At 70.6% G+C, this 18,158-nt stretch carries 26 protein-coding genes; 17 read left to right on the forward strand and 9 right to left on the reverse strand.

The features are described 5' to 3' along the window. The first annotated feature begins 16 nt into the window (after positions 1–16). The 4 genes from OG730_RS34645 (at position 17) to OG730_RS34660 (ending at position 4,235) form a co-directional block, all read left to right on the forward strand. Positions 17–691: an urease accessory protein UreF gene (locus tag OG730_RS34645; RefSeq protein WP_327307923.1), complete on the forward strand. Its 675-nt coding sequence runs from the start codon at positions 17–19 to the stop codon at positions 689–691. Positions 692–752: 61 nt separating this feature from the next. Beyond that, positions 753–1,454, forward strand: a complete 702-nt coding sequence (ureG, locus tag OG730_RS34650) for an urease accessory protein UreG (RefSeq protein ID WP_327307924.1) — start codon at positions 753–755, stop codon at positions 1,452–1,454. After that, positions 1,454–2,302, forward strand: a complete 849-nt coding sequence (locus OG730_RS34655; RefSeq protein ID WP_327307925.1) for an urease accessory protein UreD — start codon at positions 1,454–1,456, stop codon at positions 2,300–2,302. The genes ureG and OG730_RS34655 overlap by 1 nt, the downstream gene beginning before the upstream one ends. Before the next feature lie 244 nt (positions 2,303–2,546). Further along, the gene (locus OG730_RS34660; RefSeq protein ID WP_327307926.1) at positions 2,547–4,235 is read left to right on the forward strand and encodes an alpha/beta hydrolase; all 1,689 of its coding nucleotides are present in this window, start codon (positions 2,547–2,549) and stop codon (positions 4,233–4,235) included. 46 nt (positions 4,236–4,281) lie between these two features. Here OG730_RS34660 and OG730_RS34665 read toward each other — a convergent pair whose 3' ends face one another. The 6 genes from OG730_RS34665 to OG730_RS34690 form a co-directional block, all read right to left on the reverse strand. Next, the gene (locus OG730_RS34665; protein WP_327307927.1) at positions 4,282–4,992 is read right to left on the reverse strand and encodes a lysophospholipid acyltransferase family protein; all 711 of its coding nucleotides are present in this window, start codon (positions 4,990–4,992) and stop codon (positions 4,282–4,284) included. 132 nt (positions 4,993–5,124) lie between these two features. Then, positions 5,125–5,283, reverse strand: coding sequence for a hypothetical protein (locus OG730_RS34670; RefSeq protein ID WP_254386935.1), 159 nt, complete (start codon positions 5,281–5,283; stop codon positions 5,125–5,127). A gap of 32 nt (positions 5,284–5,315) precedes the next feature. Further along, on the reverse strand, positions 5,316–6,260 hold the full coding sequence (locus tag OG730_RS34675; protein WP_327309547.1) for a cytochrome c oxidase assembly protein: 945 nt from the start codon (positions 6,258–6,260) through the stop codon (positions 5,316–5,318). Positions 6,261–6,391: 131 nt separating this feature from the next. Next, positions 6,392–7,420 carry a 6-phosphofructokinase gene (locus OG730_RS34680; RefSeq protein WP_327307928.1) on the reverse strand — a complete coding sequence of 343 codons (1,029 nt, stop codon included), beginning with the start codon at positions 7,418–7,420 and terminating at the stop codon, positions 6,392–6,394. 190 nt (positions 7,421–7,610) lie between these two features. Then, positions 7,611–8,339: a type 1 glutamine amidotransferase gene (locus OG730_RS34685; protein WP_266876102.1), complete on the reverse strand. Its 729-nt coding sequence runs from the start codon at positions 8,337–8,339 to the stop codon at positions 7,611–7,613. A gap of 19 nt (positions 8,340–8,358) precedes the next feature. Continuing rightward, positions 8,359–9,597: a MurT ligase domain-containing protein gene (locus OG730_RS34690; protein WP_266876101.1), complete on the reverse strand. Its 1,239-nt coding sequence runs from the start codon at positions 9,595–9,597 to the stop codon at positions 8,359–8,361. Positions 9,598–9,720: 123 nt separating this feature from the next. Between OG730_RS34690 and def the strand changes: the two genes are divergently transcribed. Further along, entirely contained in the window at positions 9,721–10,284 is a 564-nt protein-coding gene (gene def / locus OG730_RS34695) for a peptide deformylase (RefSeq protein WP_327307929.1), read from the forward strand. 171 nt (positions 10,285–10,455) lie between these two features. On the opposite strand, the gene OG730_RS34700 is transcribed toward def, so the two are convergent. Then, a complete protein-coding gene (locus OG730_RS34700; protein ID WP_327307930.1) occupies positions 10,456–11,100 on the reverse strand; it encodes a TetR/AcrR family transcriptional regulator in 645 nt (214 codons plus the stop codon). Between the two features lie 186 nt (positions 11,101–11,286). Here OG730_RS34700 and OG730_RS34705 point away from each other — a divergent pair, with 186 nt between their 5' ends. Then, entirely contained in the window at positions 11,287–12,516 is a 1,230-nt protein-coding gene (locus tag OG730_RS34705) for an acyl-CoA dehydrogenase family protein (RefSeq protein WP_327307931.1), read from the forward strand. Positions 12,517–12,609: 93 nt separating this feature from the next. Here the strand turns inward: OG730_RS34705 and OG730_RS34710 are convergent, their stop codons facing one another. Beyond that, positions 12,610–13,905, reverse strand: a complete 1,296-nt coding sequence (locus OG730_RS34710; protein WP_327307932.1) for a tyrosine-type recombinase/integrase — start codon at positions 13,903–13,905, stop codon at positions 12,610–12,612. Between the two features lie 381 nt (positions 13,906–14,286). Next, positions 14,287–14,823, reverse strand: coding sequence for a helix-turn-helix domain-containing protein (locus OG730_RS34715; RefSeq protein WP_327307933.1), 537 nt, complete (start codon positions 14,821–14,823; stop codon positions 14,287–14,289). A 212-nt stretch (positions 14,824–15,035) separates the two neighbouring features. Here OG730_RS34715 and OG730_RS44375 point away from each other — a divergent pair, with 212 nt between their 5' ends. The 11 genes from OG730_RS44375 to OG730_RS34765 all read left to right on the forward strand — a co-directional run bounded on the left by OG730_RS44375 (position 15,036) and on the right by OG730_RS34765 (position 18,063). Beyond that, entirely contained in the window at positions 15,036–15,242 is a 207-nt protein-coding gene (locus OG730_RS44375) for a helix-turn-helix domain-containing protein (RefSeq protein ID WP_442815123.1), read from the forward strand. Then, the gene (locus OG730_RS34720; RefSeq protein ID WP_327307934.1) at positions 15,239–15,601 is read left to right on the forward strand and encodes a hypothetical protein; all 363 of its coding nucleotides are present in this window, start codon (positions 15,239–15,241) and stop codon (positions 15,599–15,601) included. The genes OG730_RS44375 and OG730_RS34720 overlap by 4 nt, the downstream gene beginning before the upstream one ends. 102 nt (positions 15,602–15,703) lie before the next feature. Further along, positions 15,704–16,009: a hypothetical protein gene (locus OG730_RS34725; RefSeq protein ID WP_327307935.1), complete on the forward strand. Its 306-nt coding sequence runs from the start codon at positions 15,704–15,706 to the stop codon at positions 16,007–16,009. Then, positions 16,006–16,200, forward strand: coding sequence for a hypothetical protein (locus OG730_RS34730; RefSeq protein WP_327307936.1), 195 nt, complete (start codon positions 16,006–16,008; stop codon positions 16,198–16,200). Before OG730_RS34725 ends, OG730_RS34730 begins: the two co-directional genes overlap by 4 nt. Beyond that, a complete protein-coding gene (locus OG730_RS34735; protein WP_327307937.1) occupies positions 16,193–16,495 on the forward strand; it encodes a hypothetical protein in 303 nt (100 codons plus the stop codon). Before OG730_RS34730 ends, OG730_RS34735 begins: the two co-directional genes overlap by 8 nt. Next, a complete protein-coding gene (locus tag OG730_RS34740; protein WP_327307938.1) occupies positions 16,492–16,662 on the forward strand; it encodes a hypothetical protein in 171 nt (56 codons plus the stop codon). The genes OG730_RS34735 and OG730_RS34740 overlap by 4 nt, the downstream gene beginning before the upstream one ends. Positions 16,663–16,673: 11 nt before the next feature. Continuing rightward, positions 16,674–16,874 carry a hypothetical protein gene (locus tag OG730_RS34745; RefSeq protein ID WP_327307939.1) on the forward strand — a complete coding sequence of 67 codons (201 nt, stop codon included), beginning with the start codon at positions 16,674–16,676 and terminating at the stop codon, positions 16,872–16,874. Then, a complete protein-coding gene (locus OG730_RS34750; protein ID WP_327307940.1) occupies positions 16,871–17,122 on the forward strand; it encodes a hypothetical protein in 252 nt (83 codons plus the stop codon). The genes OG730_RS34745 and OG730_RS34750 overlap by 4 nt, the downstream gene beginning before the upstream one ends. Next, a complete protein-coding gene (locus OG730_RS34755) occupies positions 17,115–17,498 on the forward strand; it encodes a hypothetical protein (RefSeq protein WP_327307941.1) in 384 nt (127 codons plus the stop codon). The genes OG730_RS34750 and OG730_RS34755 overlap by 8 nt, the downstream gene beginning before the upstream one ends. After that, the gene (locus OG730_RS34760) at positions 17,495–17,683 is read left to right on the forward strand and encodes a hypothetical protein (RefSeq protein WP_327307942.1); all 189 of its coding nucleotides are present in this window, start codon (positions 17,495–17,497) and stop codon (positions 17,681–17,683) included. The genes OG730_RS34755 and OG730_RS34760 overlap by 4 nt, the downstream gene beginning before the upstream one ends. Then, on the forward strand, positions 17,680–18,063 hold the full coding sequence (locus OG730_RS34765) for a hypothetical protein (RefSeq protein WP_327307943.1): 384 nt from the start codon (positions 17,680–17,682) through the stop codon (positions 18,061–18,063). The genes OG730_RS34760 and OG730_RS34765 overlap by 4 nt, the downstream gene beginning before the upstream one ends. Positions 18,064–18,158: the final 95 nt, after the last annotated feature.

The raw sequence follows: 18,158 nt of genomic DNA on the forward strand, positions 1-18,158 counted from the left end.
GGGGTGGGGTCGTCCGATGAGCCTCGCCACCCTCCTCGTCCTCGCCGACGGCCGCTTCCCCGCCGGAGGGCACGCCCACTCCGGCGGGGCCGAGGCCGCCTGCAAGGCGGGCCGGATCCACGACGCCGCGACCCTGGCGGAGTTCTGCCGGGGCCGGCTGCACACCGCCGGGCTCGTCGCGGCCGGGCTCGCCGCGGCGGCCGCCCTCGGGATCGACCCGGCGGCCCTCGACGAGGCCGCCGACGCCCGGACCCCCTCGCCCGCGCTGCGCGCGGCCGGGCGGCGGCTCGGGCGCCAGCTGATGCGGGCGGCCCGCGCCACCTGGCCCGGAGCGGAACTGGACGCGCTGGCCGCCGCGTTCCCGCGCGGGGCGCACCAGCCCGTGGTGCTCGGCGTCACCGCCCGCTCGGCGGGGCTCGGGCCGCTCGACGCCGCGCACGTGGCGGCGTACGAGAGCGTGAGCGGGCCGGCCACCGCCACCGTGCGGCTGCTCGGCCTGGACCCCTTCGAGGCGACCCGGGTCCTGGCCGGGCTCGCCCCCGAGCTCGACTCCGTGTCCCGGCGCGCCGAACGGGCCGCGCTGCGGGCCCGGACCGACGGTCCGCACACCCTGCCCGCGGCCTCCTCACCGCTGCTGGACATCGCGGCGCAGGCCCATGCCGACTGGCCGGTACGGCTGTTCGCCTCCTGACCCGCGCCCCGCACACCCCCGCACGCCCCGCGCCCCCTGCTTCGGCTCAAGGAGACCTGCCATGCACCTCGACTCTTCCCTCGACGATGCGGCCTTCCCGCACCGCCACACCCACAGCGCCGAGACGCTGCGCTCGGACGGGACCCGCCGGGCCCTGCGCATCGGCCTCGGCGGGCCCGTCGGCTCCGGCAAGACCGCCACCGTGGCAGCCCTCTGCCGGGCCCTGCGCGCGGAGCTGTCGATGGCCGTGGTCACCAACGACATCTACACCCGTGAGGACGCCGAGTTCCTGCTCCGCGAAGCCGTCCTGCCTCCCGAGCGGATCAGCGCCGTGGAGACCGGCGCCTGCCCGCACACCGCCATCCGCGACGACATCTCCGCCAACCTGGAGGCCGTGGAGGAACTGGAGGAGGCCTTCCACGGCAACGGACGGCTCGACCTGATCCTCGTCGAGTCCGGCGGGGACAACCTCACCGCCACCTTCTCCCGGGGTCTCGTCGACGCCCAGATCTTCGTCATCGACGTGGCCGGCGGCGACGACATCCCGCGCAAGGGCGGCCCCGGCGTCACCACCGCCGACCTGCTCGTGGTCAACAAGACCGACCTCGCCCCCCACGTCGGCTCGGACCTGGGCCGGATGGCCCGCGACGCCGCCGAACAGCGCGGCGAACTGCCCGTGGCCTTCCAGTCCTTGCGCGGCGAGGAGGGCGTGGCCCCGGTGGCCGCCTGGGTGCGCGAGCGGATCGCCGCATGGACCGCCTGATGAGCCCTACGGCGCTCCCCGAAGCCCTTCCCGCGCCGACGGGCACGCTCCCCGAGGCCCTCCCCACGCCGGCGGGCGCGCCCGCCGCCCCTCCGGCCGGCCTGCGCGCCACCGCCCGGATCGCCGCCGCCGCCGACGGGCGGGGCTCCACCGCCCTGCCGCTGCTGGCCGGGGAGGGACCGCTCGCCCTGCGGCGCACCCGGGGCGGGCCGGGCGAGGCGGGCGTCATGCTGGTCGGCGCCATGAGCGCCCCGCTGGGCGGCGACCACCTCAGGATCGAGGCCACCGCCGGGCCGGGCGCCCGGCTGGTGCTCCGCTCGGCGGCGGCCACCCTGGCGCTGCCCGGCCGGCACGGGGAACCCGCGCGGTACGACGTACGGCTGCGGCTCGGGGACGGGGCGGCCGTGCGCTGGCTGCCGGAGCCCCTCGTCTCGGTGCGCGGCAGCGACCTGCGGGTCCACACCCGGGCCGAGCTCGCCCCCACCGCCCGGCTCCTGCTGCGCGAGGAGCAGGTGCTCGGCCGCACGGGGGAGGCGCCGGGCCTGCTGCGCGCCCGGCTCACCGTGACCCGGGACGGAAGACCGCTGCTGGAACAGGAACTGGCCTGCGGACCCGGCGCACCCGCCGGCTGGGACGGCCCGGCGGGACTCGCGGGCCACCGGGCGCTCGGCCAGCTGCTGGTGGTGGACCCGGAGTTCGCGAAGGCCCCGCCGCGGGCCGGGATGCTCGGGGAGTTCGCGGCGCTCACCCCGCTGGCGGGCCCCGCCGTCCTGGTCACGGCCCTGGCCCCGGACGCGCTGCGGCTGCGCGAACTGCTCGACGCCGCCTGCGCCGCCTACGGTCGGTGACCTCCGGCGGCGCCCGCGGCGGACGGCCACGGAACGCGGGGCCAAACCCGGGACCAACCCGGGACGAACCCGACACCGCTCAGCGGTACACGCATTTCCGGATATCGGGTTGGCAAAGAACCGCCCCGCGCTCTGTCGCCCGCTCCTGATCAGGCGGAAGTATCCCCTGCACATGCCGACGCACGTCCACACCGGCACGAACCACGCCGCCCACGGCGGCAGATGACGCAGGGGGAACAACCACGTGATACGCAACGCGGCGCTGGGGAGCGCCGCCACTCTGATCACCGGCACGCTGGCGGCGGGCCTGCTGCTCGCCCCGTCCGCGTCGGCCTCGCAGGCCTTCGAGTCCGGGTCCTACGGCCGGGACAACCCGATCGCCGAGGCGATCGGCACCCAGATCGCCGCCGCCCGCGCGGCCCGCGCCGGGATCGACTGGAAGGACTGTCCGGCCGACTGGGGCTTCGCGGCGCCCATCCAGTGCGGCTACGTGAAGGTCCCGCTCGACTACAGCAAGCCCTTCGGCAAGACGATCGACCTCGCGGTCGACCGGGCCGTCAGCACCGGCACCAAGGAAGAGCGCCAGGGCGCGCTCATCTACAACCCGGGCGGCCCCGGCGGCTCCGGCATGCGCTTCCCCCGCCGCAGCACCACCAACAGCCCGCTGTGGGTGAACACCGCCAAGGCGTACGACTTTGTCGGCTTCGACCCGCGCGGCGTGGGCCACTCCGCGCCGATCTCCTGCATCGACCCGCAGGAGTACGTCAAGGTCCCCAAGGCCGACCCGGTGCCGGACAGCAAGGCCGACAAGGACGCCCAGCGCAAGCTGGCCGAGGAGTACGCGGACGGCTGCAAGGAGCGCAGCGGCGAGATGCTGCCGTTCATGACCACGCCGAACGTCGCGCGTGACCTGGACGTCATCCGTGCCGCCCTCGGCGAGAAGAAGCTGAACTTCCTCGGCGTCTCCTACGGCACCTACATCGGCGGGGTCTACGCGACCCTGTTCCCGACGCACGTGCGCCGCATGATCGTCGACAGCGTGGTGGACCCGTCCCGCGACAACATCTGGTACGAGGCCAACCTCGGCCAGGACATCGCCTTCCAGACGCGCTGGAACGACTGGGAGGACTGGGTCGCCAAGAACGACGCCTCCTTCCACCTCGGCACCACCCGCGCCGCGGTCGAGGCCAAGTGGCTGACGCTGCGCGCCAAGGCCAAGGCCAACCCGCTCGGCGGGATCGTCGGCCCGGCCGAGCTCATCGGCTTCTTCCAGAGCGCCCCGTACTACGACTCCTCCTGGGTGCCCGTCGCCCAGACCTGGGCCGCGTACGAGGCCGGGGACGAGCAGGCGCTGATCGACGCCATCGCCCCCGACATGAGCGACACCGCGGGCAACGCCTCGGCGGAGAACGGCAACGCCGTCTACACCGCCGTGGAGTGCGCCGACGCCAAGTGGCCCACCAGCTGGTCCAAGTGGGACCGCGACAACACCAAGCTGCACGCCCAGTACCCCTTCATGACCTGGGCCAACGCGTGGATGAACCTGCCCTGCGCCACCTGGAAGTCCAAGCAGCACAACGCGATCGAGGTCGGGGTCGGCGCCCACCGCGGCCTGCCGCCGGTGCTGATCGTGCAGTCCGAGCGTGACGCCGCCACGCCGTACAAGGGCGGGGTCTCCCTGCACAAGCGGCTCGCCGGCTCGCGTCTGATCACCGAGAAGGACGCCGGCTCGCACGGTGTCACCAGCCTGGTGAACCCCTGCGTCAACACCCGGGTCGACACCTACCTGCTCACCGGCAAGGTGGACGCCCAGGACGTGACGTGCGCTCCGCACGCCACCCCGGTGGCCCCGGCCCCCGTCGCCGCCAAGCTGATCGCGCCGGCCCCGGCCGCCGACCAGCGGGCGATCGACGAGCGCCCGGCCATCCGCTAGCGGGGCCGTGCGGGCAGAGCCCGCACGGCACGGCACGGGAGAAGGCTCAGCGCGTCCTGCGCCGGGCCTTCTTCCGTGCTTCCTCTTCCTCCGCCTTGACCTCGCCGGCGTACCGGTCCACGTACTCCTGGCCGGACAGGGCGAGGACCTCGTACATGATCTCGTCGGTGACGGCCCGCAGCACGGCCCGCTCGCCCTCCATCCCTTCGTACCGGGCAAAGTCCAGCGGCCTGCCGAAGCGGATCGTGACCCGGCGGATGCTGGGGATCTTCTGCCCGGGCGGCTGGATCTCGAAGGTCCCGACCATCGCGCACGGGACGACGGGCACCTTGGCGCCCAGCGCCATCGCGGCCACGCCCACCTTGCCCTTGTAGAGCCGCCCGTCGTGCGAGCGGGTGCCCTCCGGGTAGATGCCGAGCAGTTCGCCCTTGGCCAGCACCCCGAGCCCCTCGCGGAGCGCCGCCTGACCGGCGTCCTTGCCGGAGCGGTCCACCGGGATCTGGCCGGCGCTGCGGAAGAAGGCGGCCGTGAGCCGCCCCTTCAGGCCCGGTCCGGTGAAGTACTCGGCCTTGGCGAGGAAGGTGATGCGCCGGCCCAGGATCGCCGGCATCAGGAAGTGGTCGGAGAAGGAGAGGTGGTTGCCCGCGATGATCGCGGCCCCGTCCTCCGGAATGTTCTCCAGGCCTTCGATGCGGGGCCGGAACAGGAGCCGCAGCAGCGGCCCCAGGATCACGTGCTTGAGCAAGTGGTAGAACACCAGGCGGCTCCCGTCGACGTCCCATGGTCACGGACATCCTACGGACGGCTCGCCAGGGGCGTGGAGGGCGCGGTCACTCAGTACCTACTCAGGCACCTACTCAGCTACCGCCCTGCTCGGGTGCCGCCCTACTCACGTACCGCCCGAGGCGGCCATGCCCGCGGTGAGCAGCCCCAGCACCACCCAGCCGAACCACAGCCAGCCGTTGCTTCCGAGGGCCACGGAATACGTGGCGATCGCCACCAGAGAGGCGAAGGTCATCAGCGCCATAGCCTTCACGGATCCGGTCATGCCCCATGGTGGCGCCTGAAGGTGGTTCCGCGCTACTGGCCACGCGCTTGGAGCGAGGCCAGATACGAGTTGTAGGCCGCCAGCTCCTGATCGCCGTTGCGGTCCTCGGACCGGTCGGAGCGATTCGCCGCCCGCTGTTCCGAGTGGTACCACTGGTAGACCAGCGCGATCAGCACCAGCACCGAGGGGATCTCGCTGAAGGCCCAGGCGATGCCGCCGCCCCACTGCTGGTCGAGCAGCGGGTCGATGCCGAGGGAGGCGGGCGGGTTCGCGTACGTCTTGATCATCGGCTCGCTGCCCATCATCAGCGCGATGCCGAAGAAGGCGTGGAAGGGCATTCCCGCGAACAGCTCCAGCATCCGCATCACGTAGCCGGGGCGGTGCGGACCCGGGTCCACACCCATGATCGGCCAGAAGAAGACGAGGCCGACGGCGAGGAAGTGCACCATCATCGCGATGTGACCGGTCTTCGACCCCATCAGGAAATCGAAGAGCGGGGTGAAGTAGAGGCCGTAGAGGCTCGCGATGAACACCGGGATGGTGAACACCGGATGGGTGATCACCTTCATGTACCGGCTGTGCAGGAGCATCAACAGCAGCTCGCGCGGCCCCTTGTGACCGCGGGCGGCCGGCGCCAGCGCGCGCAGCGCCAGCGTCACGGGCGCGCCCAGCAGCAGCAGGATCGGGCTGAGCATGCTGATCACCATGTGCTGCACCATGTGCACGCTGAACATGACCATGCCGTAGTCGTTCAGCTTGGTGCACATCATCAGGGCCACGCTCAGCACGCCGATGGTGAAGGCGACCGTCCGCCCGAGCGGCCAGGCGTCCCCGCGCCGCCGCAGCCGCACCACGCCCCACCCGTACAGGGCGAGGCCGAGGAGCGAGCCGATCAGGAAGAAGGCGTCGAAGGAGAACTCCAGCCCGCGCCCGAGGGTGAAGGGCGGCAGGTCCATGTCCATGCCGGGCATGTCCATGCCGTCGTGCGCGAGGTAGCTCAATCTCTTCACTCCTTGACCCGTGGTGCCCCACCACAGTAATGCCGCCCCCGGACGGGAATCGTCCGGGGGCGGCCATTACGGGAGTGACCCGTGGAAAAGGGGAAAGATCACAGGACGTTCTGCGCCTCGTCGTAGCGCTCGGAGGGGACCGTCTTCAGGGTCTGCACGGCCTCGTCGAGCGGGACCATGACGATGTCCGTGCCGCGCAGGGCCGTCAGCATCCCGAACTCGCCCCGGTGGGCGGCCTCCACCGCGTGCCAGCCGAAGCGGGTCGCGAGGACGCGGTCGTACGCCGTGGGCGTGCCGCCGCGCTGGACGTGGCCCAGGATGACCGGCCGGGCCTCCTTGCCGAGACGTTCCTCCAGCTCGACGGCGAGCCGGTTGCCTATGCCGGCGAACCGCTCGTGGCCGTACATGTCGGTGCCGCCCTCCTCCAGCGCCATCGAGCTGCCCTCGGCGGGCTTGGCGCCCTCGGCGACCACGACGATCGCGAAGCGCTTGCCCTGCTCGAAGCGTTCGCCGACGACCGCCGTCAGCTCCTCGATGTCGAAGGGGCGCTCCGGCACGACGATGGCGTGCGCGCCGGCCGCCATGCCCGAGTGCAGGGCGATCCAGCCGGTGTGGCGGCCCATGACCTCCACGACCATCACGCGCTGGTGGGACTCCGCGGTGGTCTTCAGCCGGTCCAGGGCCTCGGTGGCGACCCCGACCGCGGTGTCGAAGCCGAAGGTGACGTCGGTGGAGGCGATGTCGTTGTCGATCGTCTTCGGGACGCCGACGATCGGCAGGCCGCCCTGCGACAGCAGGTTCGCGGCCTTCAGGGTGCCCTCGCCGCCGATCGGGATGATGGCGTCCAGGCCGAGATCGGCGACGTGGCCGCGGGCCCGCTCCACGCCGTCGCGCAGATGGGCGGGCTGGACCCGGGAGGAACCCAGAATCGTTCCGCCGCGGGCCAGGATGCCGCTCACGGCGTCCAGGTCGAGCTTGCGGTAGTCGCACTCCAGCAGGCCGCGCCAGCCGTCGTGGAAACCGATGACCTCGTCCCCGTGGTCGACGACGGCGCGGTGCACGACGGAGCGGATGACGGCATTGAGCCCGGGGCAGTCGCCTCCGGAAGTGAGCACACCAATGCGCATGGCAGGAGGACCTTTGCAACGTGGGCCGACGACCGGACCACGTCGTCCGGTTGGAACTACCCAGCACCCTACAAGCGGATCGAGGGTGGACTGAACCATCCTCCACATGCTGGTCAGATCAGTCGTACGAAAACACGTCGGCCCGGACCCCACCAGGGGAATCCGGGCCGAACGAAGGGTGCCTCGAGGGCTACGCGGGCTGCGTGGCCGCCGCGATCCGCTCGGCGCGCAGCGCGTCGTACCAGCGGTCGTCGATGGGCGGCAGCGCGTTCACGTCGAGGGCCAGCTTCAGCAGCAGGTCCGCGATCTGCGGGTTGCGGGCCAGCACGGGACCGTGCATGTACGTGCCGAACACGGTGTCGTTGTACGCGCCTTCGGTGCCGTCGCCGGTGCCGTTGCCCCGGCCCATCGAGACGCGGGCGAAGGGCTTGGCCGTCGGGCCGAGGTGCGTGACGCCCTGGTGGTTCTCGAAGCCGGTCAGCTGCGGCAGCCCGAGCCGCGGGTCGATGTCGCCCAGCACGTCGCCGACGCACCGCTCGCCCTCGCCGCGCACGGTCACCACGTCCAGCAGGCCGAGGCCCTGCTGCCGCTCGCCCACGTCGTTGACGAACTCCTGGCCCAGGATCTGGTATCCGGCGCAGACGGAGAAGACGATCGCCCCGTTCGAGACGGCGCGCTCCAGACCGCCGTCGCGCACCAGCCGCTCCGCGGCCAGCCGCTGCGGCCGGTCCTCGCCGCCGCCGATCAGGTAGATGTCGCCCGAGGTCGGGATGGGCTGGTCGCTGCGCACGTCCACGCGCTGCACGTCCAGGCCGCGCCGGCGGGCCCGGCGCTCGACGACCAGGGCGTTGCCCTGGTCTCCGTACGTGCTGAGCAGGTCGGGGTAGACCCACACCAGACGCAGGCTGTTGTCGCTCATGCTCTTGTCCTTATGGGTACTAGTTGCCGACGCGGCGGCGCACGTCCTGGAAGGCGGTGTAGTTGGCGATCAGCTCGATCTGTCCGGGCGGCGCCAGCTGCACGGCCTCGTCGAGGGTCTCGCACACCCGGAAGTCCAGGCCCGCGACTTCCAGACGGACCGCGAGGTCCAGCTTGCGGTCGCCGATCACGAAGATCGGGTGGCCGGCCAGGCGCGGGTAGTCCACGTCCCACAGCCAGGAGGTGTCGGTACCGTCCGCGCCGCGGGCGTTGACCGAGAGGATCACCGGGGTCGGCGGCGGGTCGATCAGGGAGAAGGTCTCCAGCCAGCCGGCCGGGTTCTTCGCGAGCAGCAGGCGCAGTTCGCGGCCCTGGAAGCTCACCACGTCGTAGCGTCCGGCGACGGCCTGCACCTGGTACATCCGCTCCAGCGCCACCTGCGGCGGGACGCCGAAGACGGCTGCGACGGCGGCCGAGGTGGCCGCGTTCGCCTTGTTGGCGCGGCCCGGGAGCTGCAGGCTGATCGGCCAGGCGCTGCCGTGCGGGTCGAGCACGTGGTCACCGGAGAGCACCCAGCTGGGGGTGGGTCGCCGGAAACCGCACTCGCCGCAGAACCAGTCGTCGCCCGGGCGCTGCATGACGCCACCGCAGGAGGGGCACGACCAGGCGTCGTCCTTCCACTCCTGGCCGGCCGCGACCCACACCACGTTCTGCGAGGAGGAGGCGGCCCACACGATGAGCGGGTCGTCCGCGTTCGCGACGACGACCGCCTTGGAGCCCGAGAGGCCCTCGCGCCACTTCTCCGCGAGCATGCGGGTCTCGGCGGCGCGGTCCAGCTGGTCGCGGGAGAGGTTCAGCAGGGCGATCACCTTGGGGGTGACGTCCCGGGCCACTCCGGCCAGGTACTTCTCGTCCACCTCGATGACGCCGTACCGGGCGTCGGAGCCGCCCGCCAGGGCGGAGGTGATGCCCGCCGGCATGTTCGCGCCCAGCGCGTTGGAGACGACCGGACCGCTGGCCCGCAGGGCCTCCGCGATGAGCCGGGTCGTCGTGGTCTTGCCGTTCGTCGCCGAGACGAGGACGACGTCGAGATGCTGCGCCAGTGCGCCGAGGAGATCGGGGTCGAGTTTGAGCGCGACCTTGCCTCCGATCACCGATCCGCTTCCGCGTCCCGCGGCCCGCGACACCGCCGCCGCGGCCTTGCCCGCCGTCACGGCCAGCTTGGCCCGCGGCGAAAGCGGCTCTGTGTTGCCTGCCATCGTCCCTTGTCCTCCTTGCGTCGGTCGCCCCCAGCCTATCCATGACCTGCCCGCGCCCTGACCGCGGCGCCCCCGGTCCGCCGAAGATCTCCTCATATAGTCGCCCGTCGTACTCTTACGGCCATGCGACAGCGCCCCCTCCCCGGTACCTCCGGCATCGTCCGCACCATGAGCCTGCTGGGCGACCCGGTGCTCCATTCCGCTTGTGCGGAGGTCACCGAGTTCGGCCCGGCCCTCGACCGGCTCATCGAGGACATGTTCGCCACGATGTACGCCGCGCAGGGCGTGGGTCTCGCCGCGAACCAGATCGGTGTCGGGCAGCGGGTGTTCGTATACGACTGCCCCGACGACGAGGACGTCCGCCACGTCGGGCACGTCGTCAACCCGCGGCTGGTGTCCGCCGACGGGGACGAGTTCCTCGGTCCCGAGGGCTGCCTGTCCCTGCCGGGGCTGGAGGCGGGGACGCCCCGCTACGACAACGCGGTGGTGGAGGGTGTCACGTCGGACGGCGCGGCCGTGCGGATCTCCGGGACCGGGTTCTTCGCGCGGTGTTTGCAGCACGAGTGCGATCACCTGGCCGGTGGGGTGTACGCGGACCGGGTGACCGGGTTGCGGGCCCGTCGCCTGCGGCGGGCCATCCGCAAGACGGACTGGGGTCTCGCGGGGCTGCGCGCGCTGGGGGAGTGAGCCCGGCGGGGCCGGGGTCCTGGGGCTCCGCCCCGGACCCCGCGCCTCAAACGCCGGCGGGGCTGGATGTGGCCCCGGCGGCGCCGGATGTGCCCGGGCGGGCCCGCGGGAGCGGATGCGGCCCCGCATGCGCCGGATGTGCCCGGGCGGCGCCGGGTGCCCGCGGCGGACTCAGAAGCCCGGGCCGTCCGCTCTGTTGCCCGCCGTGGCCAGGCGGCCCCAGAGGAGGTCGGTGAGGGCGCTGACCAGCTCCGTGCGGTCGCAGGGGCGTTCGCCGAGCCACCAGTCGCCCGCCGCGTGCATCATGCCGACGATGCCGTGGCCCCAGACCCGCGCGAGGCGTTCGCCGCCGGGGCCCAGGTCCACGCGTTCGCCGATCACCTGGGCCAGTTCCTCGCCGAGGCGGCGCAGCAGCGGGGCCGAGTGCAGGCCCACGTCGAAGCCGCGCTCCGGGGCCTGGGAATCCTCGGCCGGGTGCATGAGGAAGCGGTAGACCTGGGGGCGGGCCTCGATCGCGGCGAGATAGGTGTCGAGGGTCGCCTCCACCCGGCGCCGCCGCTCGGCGGGGGCGTCGAGGGCCGCGCGCAGCGAGTCGAGCAGGGCGTCCGTGTGCCGGACGGCCAGGGCCTGGTAGAGGCCCGCCTTGTCGCCGAAGTGGCGGTAGAGGATGGGCTTGGTGATCCCGGCCTCCGCCGCGATGGCGTTCATGGACGCCTTGGGGCCGTCCCTGAGGACGACCCGGTCGGCGGCCTCCAGCAGCTCCCGCCGCCGGCGTTCACCCGCTCCCGGCTCGCCGGACTGCCGTGTGGTCTCCATGCCGTGTCACTCCCCGCCCTTGCGATGTCCTTCAGGCCCACGCAACGTAACACCCCGCACACCCCGGTGATCTCATCGGACGCCCGTGATCGCCGCTGCTTGACAGTGCTTACCGGCCGGTAACAGACTGGAGTCGGCGTGGGGGTTACCGTTGGTAACAACTTCTAGACGAAAGATGGAGGGGACATGGCGGAGTTCACCATGGATCTGAACGACGACCAGAAGCAGGTACGGGACTGGATCCACGGCTTCGCCGCCGACGTGATCCGCCCCGCCGCCGCGGAATGGGACGAGCGCGAAGAGACTCCGTGGCCCGTCATCCAGGAGGCCGCCAAGGTCGGCATCTACTCCCTCGACTTCTACGCCCAGCAGTTCTTCGACCCCACCGGACTCGGCATCCCGATGGCCATGGAGGAGCTGTTCTGGGGCGACGCGGGCATCGCTCTGTCGATCGTCGGCACCGGGCTCGCCGCCATCGGCGTCGTCGCCAACGGCACCGAGGAGCAGATCGGCACCTGGATCCCGCAGATGTACGGGACCCCCGACGACGTGAAGGTCGCGGCCTTCTGCTCCTCCGAGCCCGACGCCGGCTCCGACGTCGGCGCGATGCGCACCCGCGCCGTGTACGACCAGGCCACCGACGAGTGGGTGCTCAACGGCACGAAGACCTGGGCGACCAACGGCGGCATCGCCAACGTCCACATCGTGGTGGCGGTCGTCGACCCGGAGCTGGGGACGAAGGGGCACGCCTCCTTCATCGTGCCGCCGGCCACCCGGGGCCTTTCCCAGGGGCAGAAGTTCAAGAAGCACGGCATCCGCGCCTCGCACACCGCCGAGGTGGTGCTGGAGGACGTACGGATCCCCGGTTCCTGCCTGCTCGGCGGCAAGGAGAAGCTGGACGAGCGGCTCGCGCGGGCCCACGAGCGGGCCAAGGCGGGCGGTGGGGAGCGCGTGAAGAACGCGGCCATGGCCACCTTCGAGGCCTCCCGCCCGGCCGTCGGCGCCATGGCGGTCGGCACGGCGCGCGCCGCGTACGAGGTGGCGCTGGACTACGCGAAGACCCGTACGCAGTTCGGCCGGCCGATCATCGACAACCAGGGCGTCGCCTTCCAGCTCGCGGACATGCGGACCTCCATCGACGCGGCCCGGCTGCTGGTGTGGCGGGCCTCCTGGATGGCGGTCGCGGGCAAGCCCTTCACCTCGGCCGAGGGCTCGATGTCGAAGCTGTTCGCGAGCGAGACCGCGAAGAAGGTCACCGCGCAGGCGGTCCAGATCCTCGGCGGCAACGGCTTCACCCGCGAGTACCCGGTGGAGCGCATGCACCGCGACAGCGCGATCTACACCATCTTCGAGGGAACGAGCGAGATCCAGCGGCTGGTGATCGCCCGCACCCTCTCGGGCATGCCGATCCGCTAGCCAGTCTCTACAGCTAGACACGCGTAACCAGGTTCGCTGGGGGAGCCCGCTCAAGCTTGCTCTGCTTGGGCTCCCCGAGTGTACGCGCGGCATCTAATCGCCCTCTGGGAGATTCTTGGGAGATCTCCGCACGCGCCCTCGCTTGAACGGGGGATAGCGGCCCAGTTCCCGCTGGTCCACGACCGTCTTCATCGCCTGCTCCCAGCGTGCCTGCAAGGCTTTGGCGATGGCAAGCTCCATCGCCAGAGTCACGTGCGAGTAGGTGCCCTCGACACCGGGCAGCACGTGCCCCATGCGCGCCTCGACGGCGACCCGCGGGTGGTTGCCCTCGTCGAGCCAGACCTTCTGGGAGTGCCGCAAGCCGTGAGGTGTCAGTCCCTCAACGCCGAGGACGGGACGAGTGCCCTCGCGGGCTTTCGCGCCCCGTACAACCCCCCGTGGCGCCCTCCCGAGCACCATGGGATGCCATGTCTCCGCATACCAGTCCCCTGCTCGTAGAAGCCGGCCCCCCTTGGGGGCAGTGAACACCCACTCGGAAGCGGGCCTGCTGTCGAGGAGGGTCTGCAACAGCTCTGCCAACGCAGGCGGAATGATCAGTCCGCGGCCGGAGTCGTACTTGTTGCCGATCTGGGTGAACACGCCGTCGACGTACTGCCCTTGCTCTTGCGAGTGGATCCGGGCTCCAAGTCCCGTGTCCTTGAGCTCGACGTGATCGCGATGGAGGCCGGCCAACTCGCCGATCCTCATGCCCGTATAGGCCGAGGTCAGCACCAATGCGTACTCGTTGAGCCCCCCCACGATCAACCCGTTCCGGGCGATCAGGAGCGCCTGCCGCGGAGTCGCCGTGACCTTCTGGTTCTTGGGCTTGGGAACGAACCGCCCGCGGCGCCCGCCGTTGCGGGACTGGACGGGATTGTCGAGGCGGAGCCCCTCTGTGACCGCGTCGTTCATCATCGTCCGGAACACGGACACGATGGCGTCGGCATAGTTCTTCGACAGCTTGCGGCGGAGATCCTTTTCCCACGTTGAGATCGCAGTGGGTGAAAGCTCCTTGACGGCCACGCCGCCCCACTCAGGCTCGATGTGGTTGCGGATGCGGAGTCGGTATTCCTTCTCGCTGAGAGGTCCGACGTCGATCGCGGCGAGCCAGGTGTGGGACCACTCGCTGACCGTGACCCGCGCGCTCCGGGATCCGATGACGGTCTTACCTCGCCGGAGATCGGCCTCTAGCCCCTGCGCAAAGATCTCAGCCGTCCGCTCGGTGTAGAAGGGCTTCCCTTCGTCGTCACGGCTGACAGAGCCCCACTTGCCGTTAGGGAGCTTGTAGCGCCCGCGGTAGCGCCATTTCCTGGCCTGCTTGTCGTAACCGCGCTTCTCGCCGAAAGCCATGGATGACCTCGATCAACATTCAGAGCCTGGTCGCTTCGCGCCGGCCTATGGCTCGGCGTCAGCCTGCGACGGCGCGCAGATGGGGGCGGGAGGGCGCTGCTGACTGTCGATCCCACTCGCCAACGATGTCATTGAAGACTGACTGCAAGACGAGTGCGCCATCGCGCGACAGCAACTCGGAGTCGACGAAGATCGCCATAGAGGCTGGACCGTCCTCGATCCAAACCTGTACGCCGAGGGGCATACCCGTCACGCTTAGAACCTGTATTTGCATAGGTCCCCCAAGACCACCTCTTGGGCGCCCCCCTCGCGGTGTCCGCATATGACACCACACCTGCGCACCTAATGTGGAGAGAACGTACAGAAGTGATGATCCGTCAGTTAGGCCTCACTGGCCGCACGCGGCTCATCATCGTCGTCGTTGGGAAGGTCCTGAAGCTGGCGCTCTGCTCGGCGCCAAGCCTGGAGGGCCTGTCGAATCTCCTCAGGCGAGGCGTCTGGCGCACCCCTGACGACGACGGTCATCCGCACGTCCCCCTTGGTGGGCAGTCTGATGACAGCGGTGTCGACGAGCCGGCCACCGTTCTTCAGCTCGTCCACGATGCGGAGCGGCAGGTCGCTCCTGTCTAGATCCGGCGCCTCGGGCGACGGGACTTCGGTCTCGCTGTCGGCAGGGTTCGGCGGGTCGCCGCCAGCCAGTACGGCGGAGATGTCCCCCTCCGACCACCTATAGAAGGCAGCGGCGAGGGGGGCTGTGCCTGGCATGCGCACGAAACCGCGGCCGTACCGGGCTGTTTCAAGGTTCTGGATCGTCGATTCGTCCACTCCGATGGCGGTAGCAACCTGCTCCTGGGTCATGCCACGCCACTCGCGGGCGGCCTTGAAGGCCTTGCCCAGCTTCACCCAATCCTTCTCCATGGCGCCCATGATGCCGCAGCCCTAGGAAACACGCACCTACCGGTACCCCTATTTGACCTGTATCGATCGGTGCTTGAGGGCTCAATTTGTTTCCTGATCGCGCGCCGTTCTGCGCCGGAGCGAGGCGTTGAACCGAACGAACACCGCGCAACACCTAAGGAACACCGAGCAACCCCTTGCGTCCGAGTCACCTGTCGGGCTACGTTCATCTCGTGACACCGAACGGAGCCGCAATCAGATCCATTCGTAAGGCCCAGGGTCGGGGTCTGAGGTGGCTCGCGGGCCGAATAGATCGGTCCCCCGGCTATCTCTCCAAGATCGAACAGGAGAGACAGAGCGCCGGCCCGGAAACCCTCCGCCGCATCGCCGCCGTGCTGGACGTGCCAGTGGGCGCCATAACCAAGGAGAGCAGCCAGTGACCAGGAACAACCTGGCCAGCGTCCAGACCTACGCAACCTCACCCAGTGACGTTCAGGCCGCCAACGAGGACCTTGAAGTCGATGGGCCTCAGGCCGCCGATGCCGACAGCACGCTGATCGAGCGCCTGGCTACCGCCGTAGAGGCCCTCGTGAGGCAGACGCAGGACCCGGAGCTGCGGTGCTACCCCGCGGCCGAGGTCGCCGAGATTCTCGGCAAGACCGAGAACTGGGTCGTTGAGGCCATGCAGGACCGCCGGGTCCCCTTCACCTACATCGGCAAGTCGCCGCGCATGACGGCAGCGCACATTCGATGGGTGCTGGCCAACGGCGAATTGATGCCGTACACCGCAGCCGCCTAGCTGCGGCAAACGGCCCCGACCGCCGGGCCTTACACCGCCGGCCAGGGCCTCCCGAAGTACCGCCCCTCACTGCACGTACATGCAGGAAGAAGAGGAACCCCGATGTCCCACATCATGCCCGATCCCGAGTTCGACACCCCCGACGAGTTCGACCGACTGATGGCCGAGAACAAGGTTCCGGTGCTCACCCCGTTCGCCGCGATGTTCAACAAGGCGGAGGAGGTGCTGGCGGACTCGGTTCGACTGGAGGGCTTCACCCCCGAGGAGATCGGCCGGATGGCCCTCGAGTGCCTGCCGGAAGCCGAGCAAGCCGCAGCGCTGGATGAGCTGTTCTACACGTACTGGGCGGCCCGTGAGCAGGACCGCCAGACCCTCGCCCGCCACCAGGCTGCGGGCGGCGCGCGATGAGCATCCGTGACGACATTCTGGCCGGTCTACGGATCGCCGAGTCCGGCTCCGTCGGTGACGAGACGCCTGAGCAGCTGCTCGCTCGGTACGACGCTCGGGTTCTGCGTGAGACCGCTGACTGGCTGAAGGCAGTCGGCGAGCCGCAGGCAGCCCACCTGCTCAGCACGCTGGGCGGTGAGTCCCGTGGCTGACCTCCTCCCCGCCTCCGCAGTCGAGTCGTTCCAGGCTCCGGACCACAGCGTGTGGTGCTTGCGCCGGACGTTCATCGACTCCACCTACCACTCGTGGCACTGGGACGGCGCCCCGTTCCGCCCGGACGCCGGCCCGGCGATGCAGTCCCCGGACTTCCCGCTGCTGCGGATGCCGCTGATCGCCCTGATCGCCGAGGGCCTGCACTCCGACACGTCCGCAGCGAAGGCGGCCGGCGAGATGGCGTTCCAGCTCCACGACATGTGCGACGCCGGACTCATCGGCGGTGCCGCGTGAGCGCCCCGACGGAGCCGCGTCCCGTCGCCGACGTCGTGCAGGACGCACTCATCGCGGCAGCCAACGAGTTCCAGGAACTGTTCGGCCCGCCGGCCACGTGGTCGGGGACCGTCTGGCTCGAGTACCGCCTCGATCAGCACATCGCCCGGCAGCGGGCCACGAACTAGGGGGAAGCAGCATGACCGCGATCCGTACCGAGACGATCCTCTCCGAGCTCCTGACGGACGTGCCGCCTGCCCTTGAGGCGCCGGCGTTCCTGCGGAGCCTGGACCTGATCCCGCGCCGCGTGCCGGCCTGGGTCGTCGATGAGGCAACCCGGAAGTCGATCCTCGACGGCTTCCTCGATGTCCCCGATGACCTGATGGGGAGCCGGTCGTGAGCTCCCATCCGATGAACGACCGCATCGAGGTGATGGCCAAGCCCCCGCAGGAGGCCGTCGTCCGCGAGGCCGAGCAGCGTGACGCTGCCGCCTACGTGGCCGACCACGCCCGGGATGACGCCGACCGTGACCTCCTGATGGACATCCTCGGGCTCGTCACCCGGACCCGCACCGCGGCGCTGGCCGTCGGCTCGCTCCTGCTGCTCGCCCTCGGGCACCACATTCAGACCGGAGGCCACAGTGTCTGACCAGAAGCCCGCCCGCATCGTGATGGACGTCGACCGCGACGGTTGGACCAAGGGCCTCCAGCTCAACATCGTGGGGCTCGACGAGAACGACCACGGTTGGGGCTACCGGCTCGCCGGGCCCAAGTACAACGGCTCCAGCACGAACCTCCTCCGCGTCGAGCTGACGGAGCGCGACGCGACCGAGATCCGGCAGATGCTCGACAAGGCCTTCCCGCTGGTAGACGCCGAACTGACCGAGGCCACGGCCAAGCTGAAGAGCGCCGAGAAGGCTGTCGACGACCTGCGGACCCTGCTCGTCGAGCGTGACGCGCAGATCGCCGGACTCCTCGCCGACGAGGTCGACCTCAGCGACGAGCAGGCGGGAGTCCCCGCATGAGCGGCGACAGCGGCTGGCACTACGGCCCGACCGGGGAAGCCGACCCCGGCTTCATCGAGGGCACCGCTCACCAGCCCGACGGAATCCAGGACCATATGGACGCGTGGGGTAACCCGCACCCGGGCGACCTCGGAGGATGCCTGCCCTGCCGGATCGACGCAGGCCTGCCGGGAGTCACACGATGAGCCTCCTCGGCATAGCCCGCCCCCACGGCCGTCACCGCGCGGTCGACGAGGTTTTGCGGCTCCGCTCCCAGCTGGTGCCGCTGCTGATCCTGATCTGCGACCTGTCCCGCCGGCTCGCGATAGCGACCGCCGGGTGGGATGCGGCGAACGCGAAGGCCAGTCGGCTCGGGGATGCAGAGTCCCGGGCGGCCGAGGCCACGCGCCAGCTGCAAGCCCAGACCGCCGAACTCCACGCCCTCCGCGCCTTCAAGGCCAACGCCAACGCGGTCAGCGACCTGCCGTGGCACCCGGCGGTCGCGGAGACGCAGCCGATCCCGGTCCTGCCGCTGCACCTCTCGCCGCTCGCCGGCGTCAGCCCGGGCCACGTGCCGGGCTTCTGATCCCGTCCGCCGCCGGATGACCACAGGCCGACGGCGGACGCACCAACCACGCAGGACGCCCCCGCCGAGGTGAATTCGGCAGGGGCGCACCCCAA

The organism is Streptomyces sp. NBC_01298, from assembly GCF_035978755.1.
Classification (GTDB): domain Bacteria; phylum Actinomycetota; class Actinomycetes; order Streptomycetales; family Streptomycetaceae; genus Streptomyces.

Bases quoted from the DNA above. Each gene is read 5' to 3' on its own strand.
- OG730_RS34725 (WP_327307935.1), top strand. From the start codon at position 15,704: ATGTCCCACATCATGCCCGATCCCGAGTTCGACACCCCCGACGAGTTC.
- OG730_RS34670 (WP_254386935.1), bottom strand. From the start codon at position 5,283: ATGACCGGATCCGTGAAGGCTATGGCGCTGATGACCTTCGCCTCTCTG.
- OG730_RS34645 (WP_327307923.1), top strand. From the start codon at position 17: ATGAGCCTCGCCACCCTCCTCGTCCTCGCCGACGGCCGCTTCCCCGCC.
- OG730_RS34715 (WP_327307933.1), bottom strand. From the start codon at position 14,823: ATGGAGAAGGATTGGGTGAAGCTGGGCAAGGCCTTCAAGGCCGCCCGC.
- OG730_RS34690 (WP_266876101.1), bottom strand. From the start codon at position 9,597: ATGGCAGGCAACACAGAGCCGCTTTCGCCGCGGGCCAAGCTGGCCGTG.
- OG730_RS34760 (WP_327307942.1), top strand. From the start codon at position 17,495: ATGAGCGGCGACAGCGGCTGGCACTACGGCCCGACCGGGGAAGCCGAC.
- OG730_RS34730 (WP_327307936.1), top strand. From the start codon at position 16,006: ATGAGCATCCGTGACGACATTCTGGCCGGTCTACGGATCGCCGAGTCC.
- def (WP_327307929.1), top strand. From the start codon at position 9,721: ATGCGACAGCGCCCCCTCCCCGGTACCTCCGGCATCGTCCGCACCATG.
- ureG (WP_327307924.1), top strand. From the start codon at position 753: ATGCACCTCGACTCTTCCCTCGACGATGCGGCCTTCCCGCACCGCCAC.
- OG730_RS34680 (WP_327307928.1), bottom strand. From the start codon at position 7,420: ATGCGCATTGGTGTGCTCACTTCCGGAGGCGACTGCCCCGGGCTCAAT.
- OG730_RS34765 (WP_327307943.1), top strand. From the start codon at position 17,680: ATGAGCCTCCTCGGCATAGCCCGCCCCCACGGCCGTCACCGCGCGGTC.
- OG730_RS34705 (WP_327307931.1), top strand. From the start codon at position 11,287: ATGGCGGAGTTCACCATGGATCTGAACGACGACCAGAAGCAGGTACGG.
- OG730_RS34745 (WP_327307939.1), top strand. From the start codon at position 16,674: ATGACCGCGATCCGTACCGAGACGATCCTCTCCGAGCTCCTGACGGAC.
- OG730_RS34700 (WP_327307930.1), bottom strand. From the start codon at position 11,100: ATGGAGACCACACGGCAGTCCGGCGAGCCGGGAGCGGGTGAACGCCGG.
- OG730_RS34710 (WP_327307932.1), bottom strand. From the start codon at position 13,905: ATGGCTTTCGGCGAGAAGCGCGGTTACGACAAGCAGGCCAGGAAATGG.
- OG730_RS34655 (WP_327307925.1), top strand. From the start codon at position 1,454: ATGAGCCCTACGGCGCTCCCCGAAGCCCTTCCCGCGCCGACGGGCACG.
- OG730_RS34675 (WP_327309547.1), bottom strand. From the start codon at position 6,260: ATGGACATGCCCGGCATGGACATGGACCTGCCGCCCTTCACCCTCGGG.
- OG730_RS34685 (WP_266876102.1), bottom strand. From the start codon at position 8,339: ATGAGCGACAACAGCCTGCGTCTGGTGTGGGTCTACCCCGACCTGCTC.